We start from the raw sequence: 25,413 nt of genomic DNA on the forward strand, positions 1-25,413 counted from the left end.
GCTCCTCTTATTTTAGGGAGGCGGCCAGCCGTGCTCCATTCAAAAAACGAGCATCCGCTTTCATTATTCGAACATCCAGCCGCTTTAGGATTTCAGGCTTCGGTATTCGTTGACCGACCTGCCGATATTTTTTTTGAAGACGATGCTGAAATAATGGGGATCGGCGATGCCTACCTGCTCCCCCACCTCATAGCTTCTTAGATCCGTCCGCTTGAGCAGCGCCTCCGCCTTCTTCATGCGTATATTCGTGAGATACTCCACGAAGGTTTGACCCGTTTCCTTCTTCATCAGCCTGCCCAAATGCCCCGGACTGATGAAAAAGGCCGCGGCGGTACTCGCAAGTCCCAACTCCGGATCGCTCATGTTCTGCTCGAGATACGATTTCACGCGACCGATCAGGTTCCCTTCAATGGCTTGTTTTTTGGCGTGGATGGTCGTTGAAAGTTGAACGACGTATTGGGATAAGGCCGATTTTATGTCCGGCAGATTATCCGCGCTTAGCAAGGCTATCAGCGTTTCCTTATCCAACACGGTCTCGTGTTCGATCTGCTGTTCGATCGCCGCATGCTGACCTGCCGTGATCACGTCCATCGCCGCCATGCGGAATTGCGACACGCCGGAGAACGGCACGCTGAAAATCTCATGCAGAATCCCAAGCGCCCGATCGGAAGATCCGACGCTGACATGGAACTGCAGCTGCTTGATCAGCTCCGAATTGGACTGATATGGCCTTTCTCCGTTCTCGACGACGTCTTCGTAGCAGACAACCTGGTTGTTGCCGGCGAAGGCTTTGTATTGGAGCGCGCGGGAAGCTTCCCGGTAACCTAGGCTCATCGCTAGCGGGTCCGAATGTCTCCGCCCGATTCCGATGTTTGCGACGCAAGGGTACGCACCGATGAGGTCGGATTGGAGCCGCCGGCAATCGCTTGCGAACGCGGCGTCCCGATTCATGGCGATGGCGACGATGTGGTTGCGGGCATCCGATACGACGATTACGCCCGAATCGTGCCGGAAGAAGGCCTCCGTCTTACATCTGCATTCCATCCGCAGCAGTAGGAGCTGCTCCTCGGATTGCTTCTCGGATGCCCGAATAATCTCGATCACGGCAATCTGAAGCGAGACGGCCGGATGTAGCGGGATGTTGAAGAAGCCCGCCTTCTCCCGAATTTCGTCCGAGAAGAGAACGCCGGATAACCATTGGTTCAGGAATTTTTCCTTTAGAAACGGCAAATTCCGCTGCAGGTCTCCTTGAAGCCTCTCAAGCTCCCGATCGCGCTTGCGCGCTTCTTTTATTTTGCCTTTTAGCTTTGCCGCGACCTGAAGCAGTTCTGCGGCGCGGATCGGCTTTAAGATAAAATCCGACACTCCGAGTTGGATGCCCTGGCGCGCATATTCGAACTCGTCATGCCCGGTCACGATCACGATTTTGGTCGTCGGATACTTCTCCAGAACTAGGCCGCTGAGATCGATTCCGTTCATGGCGGGCATGTAAATATCGGTAAAGATAATATCCGGTCTCCATTGCTCCACCAGATCAAGCGCTTCGTGCCCGCCCGATGCTTCCGCTACGATCGTCATCCCCTGCTGCTCCCAGTCGATGCGCATGCGGAGCAAATTCCGAATGAGGTATTCGTCGTCCACGATGAGAACCTTTAGATTGTCCATTATGCCTCTTCTCCTACAGGTATGAATAAGGTGATCGCCGTTCCCTTGCCCGGTTCGCTGTCAATTCTGAAATGGCTTCGATCATCGTAAAAAATGCGCAATCGCTCCAGGGTTCCCCACAAGCCGAAGCTCTGGCTTTGCCCGTTTCGCTCCGATCGGATGATTTGCGCGACCTTCTCTTCCGACATGCCTATGCCATCGTCGGCAACGGCGATCGTCAACATCCCGCCCGCGCGGCGCGCGCGGATTCGAATCGTGCCCTTCGTTCCTTTAGACCGTATGCCGTGATAAAGCGAATTCTCGACGAGCGGCTGCAAGACCAGCTTCGGAATGCTGTAGGAATAGCAGCTTTCGTCCACGTCGTATTCCACCTCGAAAATATCCCGGTACCGCGCTTGTTGGATTTTCAAATAGTTCCGGACCATCTCGACTTCCTCGCCGACCGTGATGATGTCGCGTCCCTTGCTGACGCTCGCGCGATAGTAGCCGCCCAGCGCCTCCAGCAAATCGCATACCTGATCGTTTAACCCGGACAGCGCCAGCGACGTAATCGAGTCGAGCGTGTTGTATAGAAAATGCGGCTTGATTTGAGCTTGAAGCGTATTCAGCTCCGCCTTGCGGAGCGTGTGCTGCTCTTCGATAATCCGCTTCAGCAGCTGATCGATTTGTTCGATCATGTTGTTGTAGCCGATGAAAAGCTGTTGAAATTCGTAGCTGTTGCGCGTGGCGGGAACCTTCTGGAAACGACCGCTCTTGGCTGTGGACATCGAACGCAGCAGCCGGTGAATCGGTTGAATAATACTGCGCGAAATCATGAAGGAGGTCACGAAGAAGACGGCTCCGTTGATGATGAGCAGCACAAGCGCCAGGAGCACGAGCGATTTATTGATCGTACGGATGACGTTGTGCGGCGTCATGCTCACGAACGTCCACTTCGAACTCCCGCCTGACAGATAAGAAACCGTATAGGACTGGGACCCGGATTTCAGGGGCAGGAAGCCAGCGTTCGTCTGCCGCAAGGTTGGCTTGGCCAACTGATCGTACGACGCTTGCATCTGCTGGAAAAGCGCGAGCGGAACATCCTCCGTCGCGTTGGCGGCGATGATCTGATTGCTTTCGTCCAGAATCGCGAATGGCAGCGCGGTGGGATTCGGCAAATTGGAATAGACCTTGACGAAAGCGTCTCCTTTGATATTGATGACAAGCACGCCGAGCGGCGACGTGTCGTCGAGATCCCGAATCAACCGGATGAAGGATACGAAGTTCTGATCGGCGTTTCCCGTGAACGCTCCGCTTCCGTTCAATTTCAAGATATACTTCCCTTTCTGGGCGACCACTTGCGAATACCACTGCGCATCATGGACGTTCGCTCTCGTGAACGTCGGCGATTGCTCGGTGCCGACGGAGAACAGATTGCCCGAATTGTCGAATATGTAGACGGAATCGATCATCGGAACCGCTTGCATAAGATTGTACAAATACAGGCTGACTTTGGACTGCGTTGGCAGATTGGCGTACACATTCCCCTGCCGCAGCAGATTTTGCAAATTCTCATCCGAGAAGATCATCTTCGAGTAATTGTTCACGTTCTCCACCATGAATTCGACGTTCGTTTGAATGGAGGTAAGCGTTTGAAAGGAAGCTTCATTAATTTTGTTCTGCGCCGAGTTGGTGGAGATTTGATTGAACACGACATAGCTGAAAGCGACCGAAAGCAAGATGACCAGAAAATATAAAAAAGGGATTTTGAGCGCCAGCTTGATCGGCTTGCCGCGAATGGAAGCGTTCAAGTTTGTTATCGTTCGTAGCACGCAGCACCTCCGTGTGATCGTGAATGACAAAACCCTGTCCGGCTGGGGACAGGGCTTTCATCCAACCATCGTTTTGTGCGCAAGCAATGGCTCCCGGGGGTTATTAGCGTTTTTGGCTGCCCCGGGCAGCCGACAGGCGGAGATCCGTTCGCGTTCGCCCGCATGTTCTCATTTTGTTGTAACTCCCGCTCGGGCTGCAACGTCCATGTTTTTACTTCACCCCGCCAATCTTTACCATTTTCATTATGGTTCGTACGCTCCGTTCAAATAATGGCGATCGGGGCCGCTAGGAAGCTTCGATCTTCTGTCGAGCACGAAAAAGCCGCCGCGAATAGGTTCATTCGGGCAGCTTCTTAAGTGACGTTCCAATCGCTAAATCGCACAACCGGCAGACGCCGTCAACGGTCGAACACGGCCAGCTTGTCCCGAAGATTCGCCGAGACCAACTCAAGCTGAGTCGACAATTCAACGAGCCTGTCGCTTACGCGCTGCTGGTCGGCCGTTAGGGAAGCGACCTCTTGGGTCGTGGCCGAAGATTGCTCCGCCACCGCGCTGACGCTCCCCATGGATACGGATAATGTATGCTGCGCGTGAACGAGCTGCCCGACGGTATCCGTTACCGTCCCCAATTGATCGACGAAATGCCGCATTTGGGCATGGACCTGACGGAAAATCTCGCTTGTCTCCGCTACAGCTTCCCGCTGGGAAGCAAATAACGGGCTCACTTCGGCTAATGCGTCCACGGTCGCGCTCACCTCGGACATAATCTCGTCGGCGGTATTCTTCACCAGATCGATCGACCGTCTGGACTGCGCGGCAAGCTCGCGAATCTCGTCCGCCACGACAATAAATCCCTTGCCCGCCGCCCCGGCCCTGGCCGCTTCGATCGTGGCATTAAGCGACAAAATATTCGTCTGCTTCGCGATGCCCTGCATGACCTCGAGCACCCGCAGGACAGACAAGGCCGTACTTTGAAGCCGGTCCACGCGAACGGCTAGCGCTGCCGTCTTGCGTCCCGCGTCCGCGGTCTCCGACTCGAGCGCGTTCAACTGCCCGATTCCCCGTTCGCTCGCCTGCCCGACCGCGCCAGCTGCCACCCCAATGGTCCGATTGACCTCCATGAACTGCCGCATCTGCCTGGCTACCTCTTCCGCTAAACTCGCCGCCCCGATCGCGATCTCCTCCGTGGCGCCCGCGATTTCCATGGCGGCGGCCGACGTTCTATAGGACGCTTCTCCAAGCTCGCTTGCGGTATGCAGCACCTCCGAAGCAGCGAGACGGGTCTGAAGCACGAGTTCGTCCATTTGCGCCATCATCCCATTGAACGACCGGGACAATTCGCCAATCTCGTCGCGACCGCGAACCGGCATACTAACCTTCAAGTTCCCCGAGGCTGCTTCTTGCATCAGGCCCTTCATGTTCCGCAGCGGGGAAGCAATGGATCTGACCATCCAAATGCCGATCAGCGTTGCGATAATGGCCACAATGACAGCCATCGAATAGGTGGTTGACAAAATCATGCGCGCGTCTTGCATCAACACCTCCATCGGAATGGCAATGGACAGCTGCCATTGCGAGAGACTAACCGCGCTGGTGACCGTTAATGCGCGGGCAGCTCCCGCTTCGCTCGGCAAGTATGCCTCCTGCTCCGAAGAAGCGGCAAGCAGCACGTGGTCGGCCGAGAGCAGTTTCGCTACTGCTTGTCCCTCTAGATCGATCTTCGTCAATGCGTCCGTCAGAAAGTCGGTCTTGATCTCGGCCATGACGACATAGCCATTACCGCTTGGGCCCGGAAGCGCCTTAATGAGAGAGAAACGCTTCGATGGCCGGCTGTCGCCTTCTCCCCCTTCGCCTGCCTGCCATAAAGCCTTCCTGGACGCGATCGCTTCCTTGAACCAAGCCGCATTCCGCGCCGCCTGCAGGATGCCCTTGTCGATCATGCCGCTGCTTACCGGCTCCATGTCGCCCGATTTCGAAATCAGCGCGACGCCCAAGGCGCCCGGGTTGGCGAATACCCAGTTCCCAAGCGCCGAGGTCAGTTTCTGCCTGATCACGATCAACTCCCTGGCGTCGGTGCCGGCGAGCGCCCCGCGCCTCGCCAAATCCTGAATGTCGCTGCCGAACAGCGATTGCTGCAGCGAATCATCGAACCGCTGCAGCGTCAAATCCAGCTTCTCCGCCGTTTGCTCCAAGGTCTGCCGGATGCTGAGTTCCGCATTGTTCGCGATCGTCCTTTTTGACATCTGATACGATACGCAACCAAGACTTAAGACGAAAGTCATCGTGGACAGGAAGAAGGCAAGAAACACGCGCGCTCCCACCGATTTGGACGGATGGAGCGTCGCCCTTTTGATTTTCCGAAGACCGATCTTCTTCCATTGCGGCATGAACGTTAGCCGTCGTTTTTTCATTCTGTCTCTGCCACCTCTTTGTTGGATACGCGTAGACCGCGGGCGTTTACAGCTTCAGCATTTCCTGCAGAACGCGATCGCTGAGATACGGCAAATATTCATGTCCGTGCTCCGGGTACGCGACAAGCTCCTTCTCCGCTCGGATTTTGTTGTACGACGCGAACTGCGTGAGAGGCGGACAGATCGGATCGGCAAGCCCCGTCACGAAGACGACCTTCGCCCGTATACGATCGGCCAGATGTTGAATATCGATATAGCCGAGTTTGCGGAACACCTCTTCCTGACGGTTATGCAGCGGATCCATGAATCGGAAATAGTAGGCGATCTCCTCATAAGCCGAGGTTGTCGCCCCCATCTCCCACGCTTTCTTGTAATCCGTCAAGAACGGATAGACCGGCACGGCCAGCTTGACGGAAGGCTCGAGCGCGGCGCACGCCATCGTCAGCGCTCCGCCCTGCGAGCAGCCGTGCACGCCGATCTTATCCGGGTCTACTCCATCCATGGCCTTCAATATCCGGACAGTCTGCACCAAATCCAGGAAGACATTCCGGTAGTAAAGCTTATCCGGGTTCTCCTCGTCGATGCCGCGGATAATATGCCCCTTCAACGTCGTCCCCTTGGCGGTCAGCATATCCTCGGACAGTCCGCCCTGGCCCCGGCAATCGAGCGCAAGTACCGTTATCCCGTGCGCGGCGTAGGCGACCTTGTCGAACCAGTCCCCGCTTCCTCCATGATAGCCGTGGAATAAAGCCAGCCCCGGTCCTTGCCCGTTATTGCGCAGCGGCTTGACGCATTTCCCATGGACGCGAGCGCCGCCGACACCGGTAAAATACAGGTGATAGCAGGCGGCCAGCGGCGTTTGGAAGCTCGCCGGCACGAGCTCGTACGTCAGCGGCTGCCGATTCAACTCATCCAGCGCGCGCGCCCAATACGCGTCGAAATCGTCCGGCTTCGGACTGCTTCCCCGATAAGCCAATAAATCTTCCAATTTCTCGTTCGCCAATGTTGTTCCTCCTTATATAGAAGAAAACGGATAGCCGATGTCCGATTATCCGTTTTCGCTAGCTTTATGAGAGACTACATGATTCCGAGTCCGGCATCGTCGCCGACTTCTTCGTGCGTTGCTTTGACGTAATCGACGATGTCCTGCACCGTGGTGTACGCCACGCCGACATACGTATCGGCCGCGCCGTAGTAGATCGCGATCCGACCGGTATCCGCATCCGTCAGCGTCGCGCACGGGAAGATGACGTTAGCCACGAATCCGCGCTCTTCGTACCATTCTTCCGGCGTCAAAACGTACGTGCTGGAGCGGTATTTTACTTTGGACGGCTCGTCCTTGTCCAGGATGACCGCCCCCATGCTGTAGACCAGCCCGTTGCATGTGCCCGTCACGCCATGGTAGAACATCAGCCAACCTTCGCTCGTCTCGATCGGAGCCGGTCCGCCGCCGATCTTCACCGACTGCCACCAGCCTTGACCGCCCTTGCTCATCACGTGACGGTGCTTGCCCCAGTAGACGAAATCCGGACTTTCGCTTAGAAACACGTCGCCGAACGGCGTATGGCCGCTGTCGCTCGGACGGGACAGCATGACGAAATTGCCGTCGATTTTGCGCGGGAACAGCACGCCGTTGCGGTTGAACGGAAGGAACGGATTTTCGAGGCGGACGAACGTTTTGAAATCCGTCGTCTTCGCCACGCCGATCGCCGCGCCGTAGAAGTCGGTGCACCAAATAATGTAGTACGTATCTTCCACCTTCACCAGCCGCGGATCGTACGCGTAATTCGGATGGAACGGCTCGCCTTGTTCGTTCGTGAGCGGGATGCGCTCCTCTTCGATCGTCCATTTCAAGCCATCCTGGCTGCGGCCCAAATGCAGATGCGGACGGCCGTTAATGGTCTCCGCGCGGAACACGCCGATGTATTGGCCCTCGAACGGGACGACCGCGCTGTTGAAAATGCGAGCGATGCCTTTAACCGGATTGCGGCCGATCACGGGGTTGGCGGCATGGCGCCATACCGGGCCTGCTGCGCCCTCCGGCTTCTCCTGCCATGGCATATTCGGAAGGCTATCGCCAATGATGCGTACTGTGCTCATCGTAAAATTCTCCTTTTAATCGATGTAATAAATGCGATTATTTGACCGAACCTTGCGCAAAACCGTTATAGATGTACTTTTGCAGCGACAAGAAAATAAGGAGGATCGGAATGATCGTGATCATGATCCCCGCGCAAATGACCTCCCATTGGGAGCCATACGGGCCTTTGAACTTGAAGAGCGCCGTGGACAAAACCTGAAGATCCTCGCTCGGCATATACAGGAACGGCGTGTAGAAATCGTTGTAAATATTGACGCCCTTGACGATAACGACCGTCACGATCGCCGGCGCCAGCAGCGGCAGAATGATGCGCCAGAAGATCGTGAAATACGAGGCGCCGTCAAGCATCGCCGATTCGTCGAGCGAATCCGAGATGGAATCGAGGAACTGCATGAAAATGTAGACCGCGATAATATCCGTGCCAAGATAGAGCAGAATCGGCGCGAAACGGGTATCCACCAGATGGAAGAAGTCGATGATCCGGAAGGTCGCCACTTGTGTCGTAACGCTCGGAATAAGCGTCGCGAGCAGGAAGGCGCCCATCATCAGCTGTCTGCCGCGGAACCGGAACCGGTTCAGCACAAACGCGATCATCGCGCCGATTATCGTGGCCCCGACGATCGATACGACGACGATGAAGATCGTATTCCCGAAGCCGAGCAGCATGTTGCCGTTCACGAACGCTTTCGAATAGTTGGCGAAATTCAGCCAGTTATCCGGGAGCGTGAGCGGACTCGACGTGCCGTACTCTTTGTTCGTCTTGAAGGAGGCGAAGAATACGACCGCGATCGGAACGAGCGCCGCGAAGGCGCCGAGGAGCAAGGTGGCATATTTGAATACGGCCGCCGTCCCGTATTTGAGCTTATACATGGTTTATTTCTCCTCCTTGATGAACAAGCGCTGCAGCAAGGTCACGATAATGACGATGAAGAGCAGGACGACCGCCATGGCGGAGGCAAGACCGAGCTTGTTATACTTGAACGCCGTCGTGACCGTTTGGATGACGAACGTGTTACTGCCGTTGGAGCCGCCTGTCATGATATATGGAATATCGAACGCGGAGATCGCGCCGCTAATCGCCAAGATCAGGTTTAACTGCACGATGCTCTTGATGCTCGGAAGAATGATGTGTCGGAATTGATGCCAGCGGTTGGCGCCGTCGATGGCGGCCGCTTCGTACACATCCTTGCCGATCGAAGAGATCGCCCCGAGGAATATGATGAAGTTAAAGCCCATGTAGCGCCATAATGAAGCACCGGCCAGCGAAATATTGATGATGGCGGGATTCAGCAGCCAGCCCTGCGTATAGGCTCCGAGTCCGACGCTTTGCATCAGCGTATCGAGCGTGCCGTCAGGACGGAAGAAGAAAAGAAAGATAAAGCCGATGGCAACGCCGTTCAATAAATACGGAAAGAACAGCACGCCTTTGAAAAAGTTCTTGAACCGGACATTCGAGCTCAGCACGGTCGCGAAATACAACGCTACCGCCATCTGGGCGAACGAGCCGATGAAGTAGTACAAGCTGACTTTGAAGACGGTAAAATACTTCGAATCCGTAAAGATCGTTTTGTAATTCTCGAATCCGACGTAGTCGTAGCTCTTGCTGTAGCCGTTCCAATCCGTAAAGCTGTACTTGAACATATTGAATACCGGCAAATACGCGAACGTGAACAATAACGCGACCGGAATGAGCGAAAAAGCGAAGATGATGATTTTCCGCTGCGTTTTATAGCTCAGATTGTTTAACACCGCTCCACACCTCCAAAAGGTCCTGCTCCCAAACGTCTCTCTCTATGCGCGATATAAAGGGGAAGCGCGAAATCCCGCGTCCCCCTCTTGCGTTGCCTGCGCCGAATGGCGCTTGAAAGCCTGTTACTTGCCGCTTACTTTCGCGCGGGATTTCACCCATGCGTCATTCAGATCCTTCATAATGTCGTCGTAGGATTCGTCGAGATTGCCGATGCCCGCTTCGATGATGCGTTTCTTGAACTCCGGCTGCCAGAGACCGATTTCCGCATCTTTGTCGATTTTGTCGACCAGGCCCTCTTGGCCCGCCTTCGCCGGCGTCTGCAGCTCGAATTTCACGTCCGTGCCTTCGAATTGCTTCAGCGTCTCCGGCAGCGGCGCGCCGATAACCGGGCTCATGCCGCCCGCTTGCTCCGTCGGATAGCCGGATTCCTTCACGAACCAGTCGATCCATGCTCGTGCCGCTTCTTTATTGTCGCTGTTCTTGTTAATGCCGAGCGTGTAGTCGTCGGCCAGCGGCATAATGATTTCGCTCGCGTTGGTCGGGAACGGCATGTACGCAATGTCGTCCTTGTTCGGCGCGAGCGCCTGAACTTGTCCGATCGCCCAGGAGCCGAGCACCATCGCGCCGATTTTGCCGTTCGCGATGTCGGCCTTCGACGCTTCCCAGTTCGTCGTCGTCGGATCCTTCTCGATCAAGCCTTCCTTCGCGGCGTCGTACATCACTTTGTACAGCTCGTAGTGCGGCTTGCCCGACACGAAGTTCTCGTCCGTGTTCGGCTGATCGACGTTCACGTAATCCACTTTGCCGGCCACGGTGGTGAGCACCGCTTCCCATTGCGTAAGCGGCCAACCATCGGCGTAATTCGTGTACAGCGGAGTGGCATCGCCTTTGTCCTTGATCGCTCTCAAGGCGCTCATGAATTCGTCGATCGTGCGAGGCGCCTTTGTTACGCCAGCGTCGTTGAATACCTTCTTGTTATAGAGAACGCCGGAGAAGTTGACCGCGATCGGAATGCCGTACGCCTTGCCGTCCACCGCGCGTTCTTCCAGACCGATGTATTCCTTGCTCATTTCGGCCAGATCGCCAAGCGGCTCGAAAAATTCCGGCGTATCCGCGAGCGGGATGCTGGTCGGCACGAGCAGCACGTCGCCGTAGTCGTCGGAATTCATCCGAACCGTGATCTGACCTTCGTAATCCGAGAGCGCTTGAAAATTGACTTTAACATCCGGATACGTTTTGTTGAACTCGTCCGCATACGCTTTGAATACCGTATCCACGATATCCGTCCGCTGGGTCAGTACCGTAATTTCGCCGGACGGTCCTTTCGCCGCATTCTCGGCTTGTCCGTTCTCGGCTCCTTGGTTAGGCGCGTTATTCGCCGCGTTGTCTTTGGAACATCCCGCCAGCATGGAACCGACGAGCGCGACCGACATGAGGCTTATGAATGCTTTGTTTGTCTTCACTTTCTTGTAACCCCTTTCGAACTTAATTATTAAGTTATCGGTAAAGTACTTTATTATTCTATTTTGTATGCGTTTTCGTGTCAATCATTAAATTCAATAAAGTAAAACTAACTTAAGTTACAAAGTCGAGTAATAAATTACTTTATCTACATGCACGATATATGTATACTTGTTTTAGCTAAAAAACCGATATCGCTTTACTTTCTATAGGACGGTGAACAGGAAGTTTATGAAGAGTAACATAACCATGAAAGATATCGCGGATAAACTAGGCGTCAGCAGCGTAACCGTCTCCAAAGCGCTAAATGATAAAGAAGGCGTCAGCGAAAGCTTAAAGCTCCAAATAAAAAAGATCGCCGGCGAGATGGGCTACCGCTACAATTCGGCTGCCAAGTCGATCAAGGAAGGCCTGTCTTATAATGTCGGCGTTATGATCCCCCAGCGCTTTACGGGTATGAACAGTTCCTTCTACCTCCGGGTTTATCAGCAGATCTCTCTCCACCTGGACCATTACGGTTACTTTGGCATTCTGAATATTTTAAGTAACGAAGACGAGGATCAACTGAACTTCCCGAGAGTATATAGCGAGAATAAAGTCGACGGCATCATCATCCTCGGACAAGTGAGCAAAGAATATATCCAAACCGTTCAGAACATGAACATGCCCAAACTATTCCTGGATTTCTATGACGAGCATGCCGAGGTCGACTCGATCATCCAGGATAACTTCTACGGCGCGTACGAGTTGACGAATTACTTAATTCGCTTGGGCCACCGCGACATCGCTTACGTCGGCAACATCTATTCCACCAGTAGCATTCAGGATCGTTTTCTGGGCTATTACAAATCGCTGCTCGAGCACGGGCTCGCTTTCCAGGAGCGCCTGCTGCTGAATGACCGGGATGAACGCGGTCGATACATCGATATCCAACTGCCGGAGCGAATGCCGACCGCTTTCGTATGCAACTGCGATCAGGTCGCATACAATCTGTACGAAAGGCTGACGGAGGCCGGCTATAGCGTTCCTGCCGATTGCTCCGTGGTCGGCTTCGACAACGACGTCTATGCCACGCTCGTCTCCCCTCACCTCACCACGGTCGAGGTGGATATCGACCAGATGGCCCGGACCGCGGTCAAATTTATGATGGAGAAACTCGAAAGCCCCGGCCGACGGAACGGCCGCGTGCTCGTCCAAGGCAAAATCGTTTTCCGGGATTCCGTCAAGCGTTTGGAAGCTAACAATTAAACATCCTGTTATTTTCGATTCATCACCCGCCAACCGCCCTATAGGGCGGTTTTTTTGCTGCGCATTATAACTTCGCAATCCGATCGAACACGATATTTTCTTCTTGAACATCCTAACCGTTAGCTTTATAGTATGTATTAGATATCTAATTTGTTATTATTTACGATAACAAACACTAACAAAATAACTTTAGGGTGTCTGCGCCGCACAATCAGACCGAACAAGCGGACTTCTAAAGAAGCCGAGCCCGTTATCGCGGCCTTCTATGCATTAAAGTAATAAGGAGAGATCAGCCGTGGATTACCTGCAATGGAAGGAAGAGCTGCAGTCCGAACTGCAGCAGAACATTTTGCGATTCTGGATCGAACATACGGTGGATGCCGAGCATGGCGGGTTCATCGGCGAGATCGACGGAGAGATGATGGTTAATAGCCGCGCCGACAAAGGACTCGTGCTGAACGCCCGCATCCTCTGGTCCTTCGCGGCCGCCTACCGGCTCTATCCCGAGCCTGCGTACAAAGCGATCGCCGATCTTGCCTACGCTTACCTGAAGGATCGCTTTACAGACCGGGAGCATGGCGGTCTATTCTGGAGCGTCGATTATGCGGGGCAGCCCGTCGAGACGAAGAAGCAGGTGTACGGCCAAGCGTTCTACATCTATGCGCTTGCGGAATACGACCGCGCCTTCGGCAGCGAAGAAGCGTTGGCGATTGCGATACGCATCTACCGCTTATTGGAGCGGCATGCCTACGATCCCCGCCATAAAGGCTATATCGAGGCACTGGCGCGGGACTGGCAGCCGACCGACAAGTTGAGCTTGAGCGACAAAGATTTGAACGTGAAGAAGTCGATGAACACCCATCTTCATGTGCTTGAAGCGTACACCAACTTGTACCGGGTCTGGAAGTCGGAGGAGCTGCGCAGCAGCTTGCAAGAGCTGATCGAGGTGACGCTCGACCATATTATCGATCCCGAGCATCCCCGTTTCCAGCTGTTCTTCGACGATAACTGGCAGATCCAAGGTCATCACATCTCTTATGGCCACGATATCGAGGGCAGCTGGCTATTATATGAAGCGGCCGAAGTGCTGGGCGAGTCCGGGGTGCTGGAACGCGTGCGCGGCGCGGCGCTCGCCATGGCCGAGGCGGTGCTGGCGGAAGGCATCGATCAAGACGGCGGCATCTGGAACGAAGCGGACGCAAGCGGCGTGACCGATGCGAACAAAGATTGGTGGCCGCAAGCCGAAGCCATGGTCGGATTTTATAATGCGTACCAGCTGACCGGCAGCGACAAATACTTGCAGGCCGCCCGGCAAAGCTGGACGTTCATTCAGACCTACATCGTGGATAAAGAGGGCGGCGAATGGCACTGGGGCGTCGATCCGTCGGGCAAGCCGCTGGCTGGACAACCGAAAGTCAGCCCTTGGAAATGTCCTTATCATAACAGCCGCGCCTGCATCGAGCTGCTCGAGCGGCTCGGAGCGCGTTCAGCGCACTAATTCTAATCTGGAGGAAGATCCCATGAGCGTATTCGAAGAAAGAAAGCAACAACTTACCGAGCGTTACGAGGCGTTAATTAACCGCCCCAACGAGAAAGTCCCTTACGGCAACGGGGTATACGACCGTTACAAGCATGCCGTCCTGACGGCGGAGCACGCGCCGTTGATTTGGAAGTACGACTTCAATCCGGAGACGAACCCGTACTTCTCCGAGCGGCTGGGCGTCAACGCCGTCTTTAATCCCGGCGCCATCTACCTGAACGGCAAGTTTTATTTGGTTGCCCGCGTGGAAGGCGTGGACCGCAAATCGTTCTTCGCCGTCGCCGAGAGCGCAAACGGCGTGGACGGCTTCCGATTCTGGGATCATCCGGTCGTGCTGCCGGAGACGGACGTTCCGGATACGAACGTCTACGATATGCGTCTCGTTCAACATGAGGACGGCTGGATTTACGGCTTGTTCTGCACGGAGCGCAAGGACCCGAGCGCGCCGCGAGGCGACCTCTCCAGCGCCGTCGCGCAATGCGGCATCGCCCGTACCAAGGACCTCGCGACCTGGGAGCGCCTCGCCGATCTGAAGACCGCCTCCGCCCAGCAGCGCAACGTCGTGCTGCATCCGGAATTCGTGGACGGCAAATACGCCTTCTATACGCGTCCGCAGGATGGCTTCATCGACACCGGCTCCGGCGGCGGAATCGGCTGGGGCTTGTCCGAGTCGATCGAGCATGCCGTCATCGACAACGAAATCATCATCGACGAGCGCCATTACCATACGATCAAAGAAGTGAAGAACGGCCAAGGTCCCGCGCCGATCAAGACCGATCGCGGCTGGCTGCATATCGCCCACGGCGTGCGCAACACCGCTGCCGGGCTGCGCTACGTGCTGTATGCTTTCTTGACCGAGCTCGACAACCCGCATGTGGCGACCCATCGTCCCGGCGGTCATCTCATCGCGCCCGAAGCCGATGAGCGCGTAGGCGACGTATCCAATGTCGTCTTCTGCAACGGGGTCATTACGACCGAGAACGGCGACGTCTATATTTATTACGCCTCCTCCGATACGCGCATTCATGTCGCATCCACGACGGTCGATCGTCTGCTGGACTACGTGCTGAACACGCCGGAGGACGCCTTCCGCTCCCATGCTTGCGTGGCGCAGCGGATTGAACTTATCGACCGCAACTTATCCCTTCGTTAAACGATCAAAAAAAGGCTTGAGCGGAAGTTCCCCTTCGCTCAAGCCTTTCTTATTGTTCGCTCTGTCCGCTCCCGCCCGAAGCGCTTGAGTCGCGGTAGACCAACTCCGCGCTCGCGAGGATTTTCTCGAAGGGTTGCCCCGGATGATCGATCCGCTCGATCAACCTCTTCACCGCCCGATTCCCTATCGCTTGTTTCGGGACATCGACGGTCGTGAGGGACGGCGTGCTGCGGCTGGCATCGTCGATGTTGTCGAAGCCCGTTACCGCGACCTCCTCCGGGACCCGAATCCCCAGTTCGCGCAGCAGACCCAGCAGTCGGAGCGCGATGGAATCGTTCGCGCAGACAAGCGCCGTCGGCAATCGGTTATCGGATACCCGCCGGGCGATCCAGGCTTTAACTTCGGGTTCGTAGTCGCCCCGCTCCACGCCCTGCAGACGCAACATCGGATCTCGCCGGTCTTGCGCATCCAACCCGGCCGCTTCCAACGCGTCCCGATAACCGGTCCATCGGTCGCGGAAGCTGCGCGAAAATTCGATATCGCCGAAGAAGTGGAGACGTTGGTGCCCAAGCCCGATTAAATGCGCGCATAATTTAAGCATGCTGTCCCGGTTGTTGGCGAACACCGTATCGGTCGGGATGAGCGCATCCTCGTGGTCGACCAGCACCAGCGGAAGGCCTAACCGATGAATTTCCAGCAGCGTTGCGGATTCAATCTGGCCAACGCCGACGATGCCCAGCAGTCCCTCCGGATTCAACACGTGCATAACATGCTCCGATTGCGCCTCGGAGACGATGATCATGCCGAGCTTCCTCGCCTCCAGTTCCTCGGAGATGCCCTCCATAATTTTGCCCCAATAGAGCGACTCCCTCGTCTGAAACCGGATATTCGGCATCAGTACGAGCACGGACCTCTTCTCCCGATTACTAATATGAGGTTCTAACGGAAGCTGACTTTTGATGTAACCGTTCTTCTGTCCGAAATAACCCAATTCCGAGGCCGCCTGGATGACACGGTCCTTGGTCGCTTCGCTGACGCCGCCTTTGCCCGATAACGCCTTCGATACGGCAAACTTGGACAGCCCCAAGTGGTCGGCGATTTGCTGCATCGTAATTCTCTTCAACTGTCTAATACCCCCGAGCAACCTAACTGTTTGCGATATGATTCGCTATTATTATAACAAAACAAATGCCTGTACAGCATCCCTTTATTGCCGCGCGTCCAACAATCTCGATGCCGCTGCAAGAGAAGAAAGCTGCGAAACGCGAGATTCGCGCTTCGCAGCTTCCGCATCCGTCCCGACCTTCGGCCTCATGCTTTCGGTGATCGGATCGAACTCAGAAGTTGAGCTTGAAATCCGTAATATTCAATGTCCCCGCGGTTACCGTTTCGCCCTGAGCCGCATAGACCTTGAATTGAACGGCTCTAACATCCGCTGCATTGGAGAGCGCTGCACGGTTGATCCAATCGGTCGCTTTCGATTTCCAAATCGGCGCATGCAACGCATAGGCCACATCAACGGATTGTCCCGGCTGGATGGTCCGTTCGACGGAGGAATCGAGCTCGGTTTGGCCGCCCGTCTCTTCCCATAGCCAGCCGCTTCCGATTCGCAGCACCAACGATACGCGAATCGCCTTCTCGCCGGCGTTCGTCAACGTGGCGGTCAAGCTCCCGTATTTCGACCAATCATCGCCGATGCCAAGGCCCGGTTTCGTTTCCGTCCCGACTCCCGCGGATACGGTATCGCTCAAGGCGGAAGCGTAATCGACGAATATCGTTTCGCCGGTCAAGCCGCTTGCGACATTCCCGGTGAAGCTGGACTCTTTAAAGTTCCACGTATAATAGCTGGCCGTCTTCGGCCGGTTCATATCGGCAATCGTCGTCGCGTACGCATCCGAGGGCAAATCAAAGTTCACCGCGTGTAGTTGGACGCTTCCGGCCAACCCGCCGCTTCCGCCTTGGAAGCGGAATATCAGTCGGTTGACTTGTTTGTTCGCAAGACCGGCCAACGGCACGTTTGCCATCATCGTCGTCTTGGCCGGGATCTTAAGGTACGATCCGAGCTCAACCCACTTCCACTCCCCGTCTTTGACGATCGGTTGGATCTGAATTTCCGCCGCGTTCGGATTCGAGACGATGAGATTCATCGTGGCGTAGCCGCTCCAATCCTTGGACGGACTTGGATCCAACTGGATGCTCGGATAGTTCTCGGTCTGTAGGTTGAACGTCATATTCAGACCGCCGCTTGCAAGCGGCGCAAGCTGAGCGATCGTCGGCGTAGCGGGCTTGTCGGCACCGTTGATTCCGACGTACCAACCGGCATGGTCGTCGATTATGCCTGGATCAATGGCTTGAATATCGCCGGGGTCGCCAGTCGTCACCGCAACCGCCTGGCTCGCAGGCGACACATTGCCGGCATCGTCGAACGCCTTGACCGTGAACGCATACGAGGTCGCTCCTTCCAAGCCGACTACCGTATAGCTCGTTGAAACGCTGGTGCCAATGAGCGCGTTGTCTTGGAATATCCGATATCCGGCTACGCCGATATTATCCGTGGAAGCGGTCCAGGTTAAGTTCACCGTCGTGACGGCCGGTACGGCTTTCAGTCCCGTCGGCGCGGTTGGTGCCGTCAGATCGTTGCTGGCCATCGTTTTCACGGCATGGCTCCCGCTTGCGGCGGATAAATTGCCGGCAGCGTCCAGCGCCTTTATCGAAAAGGTATACGTCGTACTGGCCTTAAGCCCGGTTACCGTATAGCTTGTCGTCGGACTTACGTCGATCAGCGCGCCGTCTTGGTAGACATTATAGCCGGTAACGCCCACATTGTCGGTCGCCGCGCTCCACGTCAACGCGACGGATGCGTAGGTCGGCGATGTGCCGGACAGATTCGCGGGCGCGGTAGGCGCTTGCGAATCGGCGTTTCCGTTATAGACGGTGCTCGGTTTGGAGGTCGCCTTAATGCCGTTCGCCCCGTTGATAATCGCATTCCCCTGCTCGGTCAGGCTGTTCCCGGCCCAGTCGCTCGCCATATCCAGATATTCCAGTCCCGGCCCGTTGCCTTTCCAGGACCAGGCGATGTACCCGACGCCCTTCTCCTGGCTGTAACTCATAATGGTGGCTTCGTCCACGTCGCCGTTCGTATGCTTGATGCCGAATTCGCCGATGACGAGCGCTAGATTCTTGTTCAACACGTTATCGATATTGGTTTTCACCGTAGCGGCATTGCCCCCGGCGTATTCGTACATATGAATCGAGAACATCGTGTTCTTCAGCGGATCCGCGTTAAATACCTGCTGTCCGTAATCCACGATCGATTGCGGATATTGCCCCCAGCCCGCGCCGTCGACCATGATCGTATTTCGGATGCCGGCATTGCGAAGCTTCGGGATGACGGACGTATAACCCTTCGCCCAATCCGCGCCGTTCCAAGTCCCATACCATTCGTTGGCGATATTCAAGATGACCGTTTTTTCCTTGCCGATCAGCGCGTTCTTCATTTCGATCCAATAATTCGCGATGTTGTTCAATACGGCCGCGCTGTCGGAGCCCGTTCCGTCATGAACTTCCAGCACCGCGACCAGCTTATTCTGTTCGCACAGCGTAATCAGATTTTGAATCGCCGCCAAGCTATCCTTCGTCCACTGCTGTCCGTCCGACAGCACGATTCGGATCGTATTGGCGCCCGTACGCGCGATCGCCGGGATCGCGACCGACTCTTGGCCTTTGTACCAAGTGTGCGCATGGTTAACGCCTCTCATGACGAACGGATTCCCATTGGCATCGTACAGCTTTGTTCCGTTAATGTAGAATCCCGCGTTCGCCGTTCCGGAAGCGTCAGTCGTGACGCTTATCGCGCCGCTGGCCGCCGATACGTTACCGGCCGCATCCTTGGCTTTGACCGTGAAGCTGTACGTTGTGTTTGCGTTCAAGCCCGTCACCGTATAGCTGGTCGCTGTACTAGAACCCGCTAGGGCCGTACCGTTGTAGATGTCGTAGCCCGTTACGCCTACATTATCCGTAGAGCCGGTCCAGGTAAGGCTTACGGATTGAGACGTTTTCGTAGGACTGTTCAGATCGGATGGTGCCGTTGGCGCGGTCGTATCCTCCGCCGCGTTCGTTATTTGCGTCAATTTCCACCTTTGCTGCGCGTTATTGTTATCGGTCCATTGCTGGACGTTCGCTCCGTCGGCCGTAGAACCGCCCGCGACATCCAGCGCCTTGCCGCTCGCTTGCGAGATCAGCTTGTAATAGCCGCCTCCGGCGTCGACGATTTTCCACCTTTGATTCGCTTGACCGTTATCGGTCCATTGCTGCACGTTGACTCCGTCATGCGTATATCCTCCGGTCACATCGAGCGCCTTGCCGCTGGATTGCGCGATCAGCTTATAATAGCCGTTCCCGGCGTCGATGACCTTCCATTGCTGATGCGGTTGGCCATTGTCCGTCCATTGCTGCACGTTGGCGCCATCGGCCGAGGAGCCGCCCGCTACCTCTAGATTTTTGCCGCTATGCTGTGCCGTCAGCTTATAAATCCCGCCGGACACGATTGCGGACGGCGTTCCGGGATTCGATCCCGAATCGTCCGCGGCGTATACCTCGAAGTCCCACAACGAATACCCGTAACCGGTTGCCCGCTGCGTACCATACATCCGGACGTATCTGGCGTTCGCCGTCGCGAAGGAGATATTGTCTACGCCGCCGTCTCCCGCCGTGGTGGAGTAGACCGTCTGCCAATTGCTGTTATCCGTCGAGATTTGAATCTGGTACGCCTTCGCGTAAGCCGCCTCCCAGTTCAGTTTCACTCCGTTAATGACCGTTGCCGCGCCAAGATCGACGCTGATCCATTGGGGATCGGAATATGCCGACGACCATCTCGTCGCGCTGTTGCCGTCGAACGCTTTGTCCGGCGTTTTGTCCGAATCTTCCGTGGTGCTTGCCGCCGCGGGCTTGTATAACGCCGCATTCGTCGCCGCGTTCGCGCTCCCGGGTTGGATTAGCGTGACGATCAGCGCGACCGCGAACGCGTACATGAACATTCTCTTCATCCATCTGCGATTCATTTTCGTTCCTCCCGTCGTTGTTTGTTGCTACCGCCTCTTTCTGTCTTGAAATGAGCTATCCCGTGACCACTGGTTACAATGGACTCACCTCCTCGGCAACATGATCCAAATAATGAAAGCGCTTTCTTTTATGTGCCTGACAGCTCGCCTTCCAGAGCCGCATGTACGACAAGCTCGCGACACGCTTGCTGTTGAAAGATCAATAAACGGGATAACTTTTCTTTAAGTGGAATGTTACTTAATTATTAATTAATCACATTCCAGATTCTAACATCGCTATGAAGTTCGTTCAATGGTCTGTATTTACCTAACTTCCCCTAACTTTGGCTGAAGAGCCGTCTCCATAAGGAATTCCATTTTTTTCTTCTTAGCCTCTTGATAAGGTTACGAACCTGTGGTAAATTAAGGCCATATTAAAGGCAATGTTACCAAAAAGGTACAACCTCGATTTATTCGTGGGTTGTGCCTTTTTTATTTTCCCATCGAAAAGGAGAGAGATGAAATGAACTTGCATGCCGTCTATCATCGCGCGAAAGGAAACTGGTCGTATGCCTACGACGCGACCACGCTGCACATCCGAATCCGTACCGAGCGAGACGATGTCGACCGGGTAGACCTCATCTGTGGCGATAAGTACGACTGGGTCAACACGAAGCTGATCGTACCGATGAAGCGCCTGCTGTCCGACCGGTTATTCGACTATTGGGAAGCAGCCGTCGAACCTCCTCACCGCCGGCTCGTCTATTACTTCGGGCTTCACGACAAGAAGGGAAGCGCTTATCTGCTGGAGAAGGGATTCATGGAGACCGAGCCCGAGAATACGTATCATGGCGTATTCGACTTCCCTTACATGAACCCGATCGAAATTTTCACGCCGCCGGCTTGGGTGAAGGACGCGGTCTTCTATCAACTCTTCCCGGAACGGTTCGCGAACGGCGATCCTTCCAACGACCCGGAGGGCGTCGAACCATGGGGCGGAGCGCCTACGCCTAAAAATTTCTTCGGCGGCGATCTGCAAGGGGTCATCGACCATCTCGATCACCTGACGGAGCTGGGCGTCAATGCGATCTATTTCAACCCGCTCTTCGAAGCGACGACGAATCACAAATACGACACGGCCGACTACATGAAGGTAGACCCGCACTTCGGGACGAACGAAACGCTCAAGACATTAGTGGAAGCCTGCCATGAGCGCGGGATCCGCGTGATGCTCGACGCCGTCTTCAACCATTGCGGCAAGACCTTCCCGCCATTCGTCGATGTGCTCGAGAAGGGCAAAGATTCCAAGTACGCGGACTGGTTCCATGTTCGCGACTGGCCGCTTCGCCTCGAAGGCTATGTGCCAACCTACGAAACGTTCGGTTTCGAGCCGATCATGCCGAAGCTGAATACGGAGAATGCGGAAGTGAAGGCGTATCTGCTCGGGGTCGCCCGCTATTGGATCGAGGAAATCGGCATCGACGGCTGGCGTCTCGACGTGGCGAACGAGGTCGACCACCATTTCTGGCGCGAATTCCGCCAGACGGTGAAGGCAATCAATCCAGAGGCCTACATATTAGGCGAAATTATGCACGACGCCATGCCTTGGCTGCAGGGCGATCAATTCGACGCGGTCATGAACTATCCGTTCACGAACGCGGTGCTCGAATTTTTCGGCCAGAGCAAAACGGATGCGTTCCGGTTCGCCAATTCGATCAGCGCGCAGCTGGCCAGCTACCAGCGTCAAGTCAACGAGGTCTCGTTCAATCTGCTTGGCAGCCACGATACGGCCCGCCTGCTGACGGTGTGCCAAGACAGTGTAGAGCGCGCGAAACAAGCGACGCTGTTCCAACTGACGTTCCCAGGCGTGCCGTGCATATATTACGGCGACGAAGTCGGTCTAGACGGCCAGAACGACCCGCACTGCCGCAAATGCATGGAATGGGACCGGTCGAACCGCAACGAAGAGCTGTTCGCCTTCTTCAAGCAGGCGATCCGCCTCCGCAAGTCGCATGACGCGCTGCGCACCGGCGAGATCCGTTTCCTGCAGGCCTTACCGGGCGACGACCGCTTGATCTACGAGCGCTGGAACAACGACGAGCGGTTCCTCATCTTGATGAACACGCGAAGCAAGCCGGCCGAGCTGAATGCCGAGGTAACTCCGGGGCGCTGGACCGATGCTTTCTCCGGTCAAGTGCTCGAGACGTCCGGCAGTTTGCTTAGTTTGAAGCTGCCGGCGCATGGTTTTGCGGTGCTGCATCAGGTTGCGAAATAGTCGGGTAATCGACGAACGAATATAAGAAGCATCCCTCCGGCATAATCGCGGGGGATGCTTCTTTGGCATGGTTTGACGTTGGTTGCAGAAGTGAAAAGGGCTGTACCGGTCATTCCGACCGGTACAGCCCTCGTGCTAAGCCGCTATATCGCTTACCAAATTCTTCATCCACTTCCGCGAACTGATCCGGACCCAACCGAACATGAACCGGACGAGCTCTTCCATGGAGAGCACCAAATAAACGAGGAAGACCGGCTGCTTCCACACGAAAGACAACAGCAGCCCGGATGGAACGCCGATCAGCCATGTAGCCGTCGATTCCATGGCGAAGACATACTTACTATCCCCGCCGCTGTTAAGAATGCCGCCGGCCATAATCATGTTGGACACCTTGACCCACAGGAAGCCCGCGAATACAAGCACGATGTAGACGGCCAGCTGGCTTGCTTCTCCAGAAATATTAAACGCCGATACATAGAGCGGCGATAATGCGGCAAGGGCAGCGCCCAGCACCACCGAGATGATGATTCCTAGCCGGACGAAACGGCGCGCATGGGCCAGGGCGATGTCGTACTCCCCGGCGCCCAGCCGATTGCCGACCATGACGGCAGCTGCGCTGGCCAAGCCGGAGAGCAGTCCGATGCTGATGCCCTGAAGCGGGAAGGTCACGGTCATCGCGGTCATCTCGACCGTGCCCATCCGGCTGTAGATTACGGCATACGAGGTCTCGCCTAACACCCAGACCAATTCGGTGAGCAGGATCGGATAGGTGGTTCCGATAAACTTCTTGAGCAGCGGACCCTGAATTCGCAGCAGATTCATCACCCCGACCGCGCCCGGCAGACGGTACCAATATACGGCCCCGATTATCAGGACGCACTCCAGCACCTTCGAGATGACCGTCGCCACCGCGGATCCTTTCAAGCCAAGCTCGGGCGCTCCGAAGTTGCCGAATATCAGCAAATAGTTCAGCACGATATTGGCAATGACGCTGACGAGACTTACGATCGTCGGCCAATTGGCGTGTCCGGTGCTGCGAAGAATCGCGGAATACATCATCGTGAGCATGGTCGGCACGTAGCTGATCGCCACGACCTGCAGGAAGATGTAGCCGTATTCCGTTACATTCGTATCGGTCGTGAACAGCCCGAGGAAAAATTGCGGCTGCATGTAGACGGCGACGGAAAACACCATGGATAGCGCCGTTCCGCCGATTAGGCCAATGCCAAGCACCTGCGTAACGCTCCCGCTGTCTTTATTGCCCCAGAATTGCGCCGCATATATGGAAACCCCGGTCGAAAGACCGGCCAATACAACGGAAATGACGCCGAAAATTTTCGTCGCCATGCCGACGGAGGCAATCGCCGTATCGCCCAACTGACCGACCATCAGCTGATCCGTAAAGTAAAGCAGCGACATGAGCAAACTTTGCAGCGTGACCGGAATCGCGATTTTATAGACGCTTTTGTAAAATCCATCTTTTTCTTTTTCTTGTTCGGCCATCGATTAACCCGCCCCTTTTGATTTGTAGATGTCTGTCGCGAATCGGCCGTACTCTTCGACGATCCAGTCCGCGAGCGATAAATCCTGGTTGCCGGAATGGGGATTACGGAAACCGGCGCAGGCCATGCCGGCCGCCTTGGCCGCCTTTACCCCGTTGCTCGAATCTTCCACAACGAGGCATGCGTTCGACTCAAAGCCAAGCCGAGCGGCCGCCAGCAGGAAAATGTCCGGCGCCGGCTTGCCCTGCCGTACTTCCTCGCCGCTCGCGATCGCATCGAACTTCTCTCGCAGGCCGATTCGGGTCAGCATCAGTTCAATCAGCGCCATCGGGGAGGAGGAGGCAACCGCGACCGGGATGCCCCGCTGCTTCAGCCGATGGAGGAACGCCGCCGCTTGCGGCATCGGCGTAAGCTTGGGGTGACGCTCGATCGCCTTAAGCACGTTCGATTGATGGAAGGCCGCGAGCTCCGCAACCGAAGGCGACAGCGCATAGCGCGATTTCACCTGTCTCCACATCTCTTCCGGCGTGATGCCCACGAATTGATGCTGCTCCTCCTCCACCATATGGATCCCATAATAGCTAAAGGAAGCCTGCTCAATTTCGAAATAGATCGGCTCGCTATCCACCAGCACCCCATCCATATCGAAGATAACCGCCCGAATGGCCGACGTCGGGCCGATTTCCACGCACGCCGACGCCGGGCCGGCATCTTCGGCGCGTATGGCGTCTGCCATTGCGGACGTCGAACCGATCCCTATCTCGTTAGCCGCTCTGTTCGCCTCCATTACACCGCCCGCTTGAAGCGCATAAGCGTATAGGTTGCTCGAGGCTCGACTTCGACGACATTGAATTTCTTCGCCAAGTCGATCGTCCGGTAGCCTTCGCCGTCGACCAGCGTGACATTGTCCGCTCCGCCGATAATGATGGGCAGCTGCATGAGAATGATCTCGTCGACGAGGTCCTGGTCGAAGATATGCCAGTTCAGATAGCCGCCGCCTTCCACCATGAGACGCTCCATCCCGTATTGTTCTTCCAGCTGGCGATACAGCCCGACGAAATCCACCTTCTCGTAACCGCTGATCAGGCAGTCCTTGCCCCTGTTGCGAATCAACTCCATCTTCTCCGGATCTTGGCCATGGACCGTCGTGACGATGATCGTCTTCCCCTCATCGGTCAGCACGTTGCTGTCGAGCGAGATGTCCATCGTGGCGGTCGGGATAATCCGAATCGGATTTTTGTTCGTCTCGTAGCGGTTGGTCAGGAACGGATTATCCGTTTGAATCGTGTTCTTGCCGACCATAATGCCTTGCACGTTTCCCCGGAATTTATGGATAAACTCCATGTCCTCGCTCGAAAAAAGGGTGAACAACTCTTTGCTGGAGCTGCCTGCGCCGAGCGTCAATTTGCCGTCGATCGAAATTTGGCTGAATACCGTCGTTTTCATTGCGTTTCCTC

Annotated in this window: 17 protein-coding genes; 4 read left to right on the top strand and 13 right to left on the bottom strand. The window is 55.5% G+C overall.

What is annotated here, in order from left to right:
- Positions 1–84 precede the first annotated feature (84 nt).
- The 8 genes from BCM02_RS11100 to BCM02_RS11135 form a co-directional block, all read right to left on the bottom strand.
- A complete protein-coding gene (locus tag BCM02_RS11100; RefSeq protein ID WP_148929127.1) occupies positions 85–1,665 on the bottom strand; it encodes a response regulator in 1,581 nt (526 codons plus the stop codon).
- Positions 1,665–3,476 carry a sensor histidine kinase gene (locus tag BCM02_RS11105; RefSeq protein WP_148929128.1) on the bottom strand — a complete coding sequence of 604 codons (1,812 nt, stop codon included), beginning with the start codon at positions 3,474–3,476 and terminating at the stop codon, positions 1,665–1,667. The genes BCM02_RS11100 and BCM02_RS11105 overlap by 1 nt, the downstream gene beginning before the upstream one ends.
- Positions 3,477–3,874: 398 nt before the next feature.
- Positions 3,875–5,887: a methyl-accepting chemotaxis protein gene (locus BCM02_RS11110; RefSeq protein ID WP_148929129.1), complete on the bottom strand. Its 2,013-nt coding sequence runs from the start codon at positions 5,885–5,887 to the stop codon at positions 3,875–3,877.
- A gap of 46 nt (positions 5,888–5,933) precedes the next feature.
- Positions 5,934–6,890, bottom strand: coding sequence for an acetylxylan esterase (locus tag BCM02_RS11115; protein ID WP_148929130.1), 957 nt, complete (start codon positions 6,888–6,890; stop codon positions 5,934–5,936).
- 74 nt (positions 6,891–6,964) lie between these two features.
- Positions 6,965–7,987 carry a glycoside hydrolase family 130 protein gene (locus BCM02_RS11120; protein WP_148929131.1) on the bottom strand — a complete coding sequence of 341 codons (1,023 nt, stop codon included), beginning with the start codon at positions 7,985–7,987 and terminating at the stop codon, positions 6,965–6,967.
- A 37-nt stretch (positions 7,988–8,024) separates the two neighbouring features.
- Complete coding sequence (locus tag BCM02_RS11125; protein WP_148929132.1) at positions 8,025–8,858, bottom strand: carbohydrate ABC transporter permease; 834 nt, start codon at positions 8,856–8,858, stop codon at positions 8,025–8,027.
- A 3-nt stretch (positions 8,859–8,861) separates the two neighbouring features.
- Positions 8,862–9,737 carry a carbohydrate ABC transporter permease gene (locus BCM02_RS11130; protein WP_148929133.1) on the bottom strand — a complete coding sequence of 292 codons (876 nt, stop codon included), beginning with the start codon at positions 9,735–9,737 and terminating at the stop codon, positions 8,862–8,864.
- 123 nt (positions 9,738–9,860) lie between these two features.
- On the bottom strand, positions 9,861–11,201 hold the full coding sequence (locus tag BCM02_RS11135; protein ID WP_148929134.1) for an ABC transporter substrate-binding protein: 1,341 nt from the start codon (positions 11,199–11,201) through the stop codon (positions 9,861–9,863).
- A gap of 229 nt (positions 11,202–11,430) precedes the next feature.
- On the opposite strand from BCM02_RS11135, the gene BCM02_RS11140 reads away from it, so the two are divergent.
- The 3 genes from BCM02_RS11140 (at position 11,431) to BCM02_RS11150 (ending at position 15,140) form a co-directional block, all read left to right on the top strand.
- Positions 11,431–12,447: a LacI family DNA-binding transcriptional regulator gene (locus tag BCM02_RS11140; protein ID WP_148929135.1), complete on the top strand. Its 1,017-nt coding sequence runs from the start codon at positions 11,431–11,433 to the stop codon at positions 12,445–12,447.
- 295 nt (positions 12,448–12,742) lie between these two features.
- Positions 12,743–13,945, top strand: a complete 1,203-nt coding sequence (locus BCM02_RS11145; protein ID WP_148929136.1) for an AGE family epimerase/isomerase — start codon at positions 12,743–12,745, stop codon at positions 13,943–13,945.
- 22 nt (positions 13,946–13,967) lie between these two features.
- A complete protein-coding gene (locus BCM02_RS11150; protein WP_148929137.1) occupies positions 13,968–15,140 on the top strand; it encodes a glycoside hydrolase family 130 protein in 1,173 nt (390 codons plus the stop codon).
- Positions 15,141–15,189: 49 nt separating this feature from the next.
- Here the strand turns inward: BCM02_RS11150 and BCM02_RS11155 are convergent, their stop codons facing one another.
- Positions 15,190–16,263 (bottom strand): LacI family DNA-binding transcriptional regulator, encoded by a 1,074-nt coding sequence (locus BCM02_RS11155; protein ID WP_246183321.1) that lies wholly within the window; start codon positions 16,261–16,263, stop codon positions 15,190–15,192.
- Between the two features lie 214 nt (positions 16,264–16,477).
- Positions 16,478–20,200: a cellulase family glycosylhydrolase gene (locus BCM02_RS11160; RefSeq protein WP_148929138.1), complete on the bottom strand. Its 3,723-nt coding sequence runs from the start codon at positions 20,198–20,200 to the stop codon at positions 16,478–16,480.
- A 502-nt stretch (positions 20,201–20,702) separates the two neighbouring features.
- On the opposite strand from BCM02_RS11160, the gene BCM02_RS11165 reads away from it, so the two are divergent.
- Positions 20,703–22,454: an alpha-glycosidase gene (locus BCM02_RS11165; RefSeq protein WP_148929139.1), complete on the top strand. Its 1,752-nt coding sequence runs from the start codon at positions 20,703–20,705 to the stop codon at positions 22,452–22,454.
- Positions 22,455–22,589: 135 nt separating this feature from the next.
- On the opposite strand, the gene BCM02_RS11170 is transcribed toward BCM02_RS11165, so the two are convergent.
- From BCM02_RS11170 to BCM02_RS11180, 3 genes are read right to left on the bottom strand one after another with little or no spacing between them, the layout of a single operon-like run.
- A complete protein-coding gene (locus BCM02_RS11170) occupies positions 22,590–23,957 on the bottom strand; it encodes an MATE family efflux transporter (protein ID WP_148929140.1) in 1,368 nt (455 codons plus the stop codon).
- A gap of 3 nt (positions 23,958–23,960) precedes the next feature.
- Positions 23,961–24,743, bottom strand: a complete 783-nt coding sequence (locus BCM02_RS11175) for an HAD family hydrolase (RefSeq protein ID WP_246183322.1) — start codon at positions 24,741–24,743, stop codon at positions 23,961–23,963.
- Positions 24,743–25,402, bottom strand: coding sequence for a dihydrofolate reductase family protein (locus BCM02_RS11180; RefSeq protein ID WP_148929141.1), 660 nt, complete (start codon positions 25,400–25,402; stop codon positions 24,743–24,745). Before BCM02_RS11180 ends, BCM02_RS11175 begins: the two co-directional genes overlap by 1 nt.
- Positions 25,403–25,413: the final 11 nt, after the last annotated feature.

This window comes from Paenibacillus methanolicus, from assembly GCF_008124765.1.
Taxonomy (GTDB): domain Bacteria; phylum Bacillota; class Bacilli; order Paenibacillales; family Paenibacillaceae; genus Paenibacillus_Z; species Paenibacillus_Z methanolicus.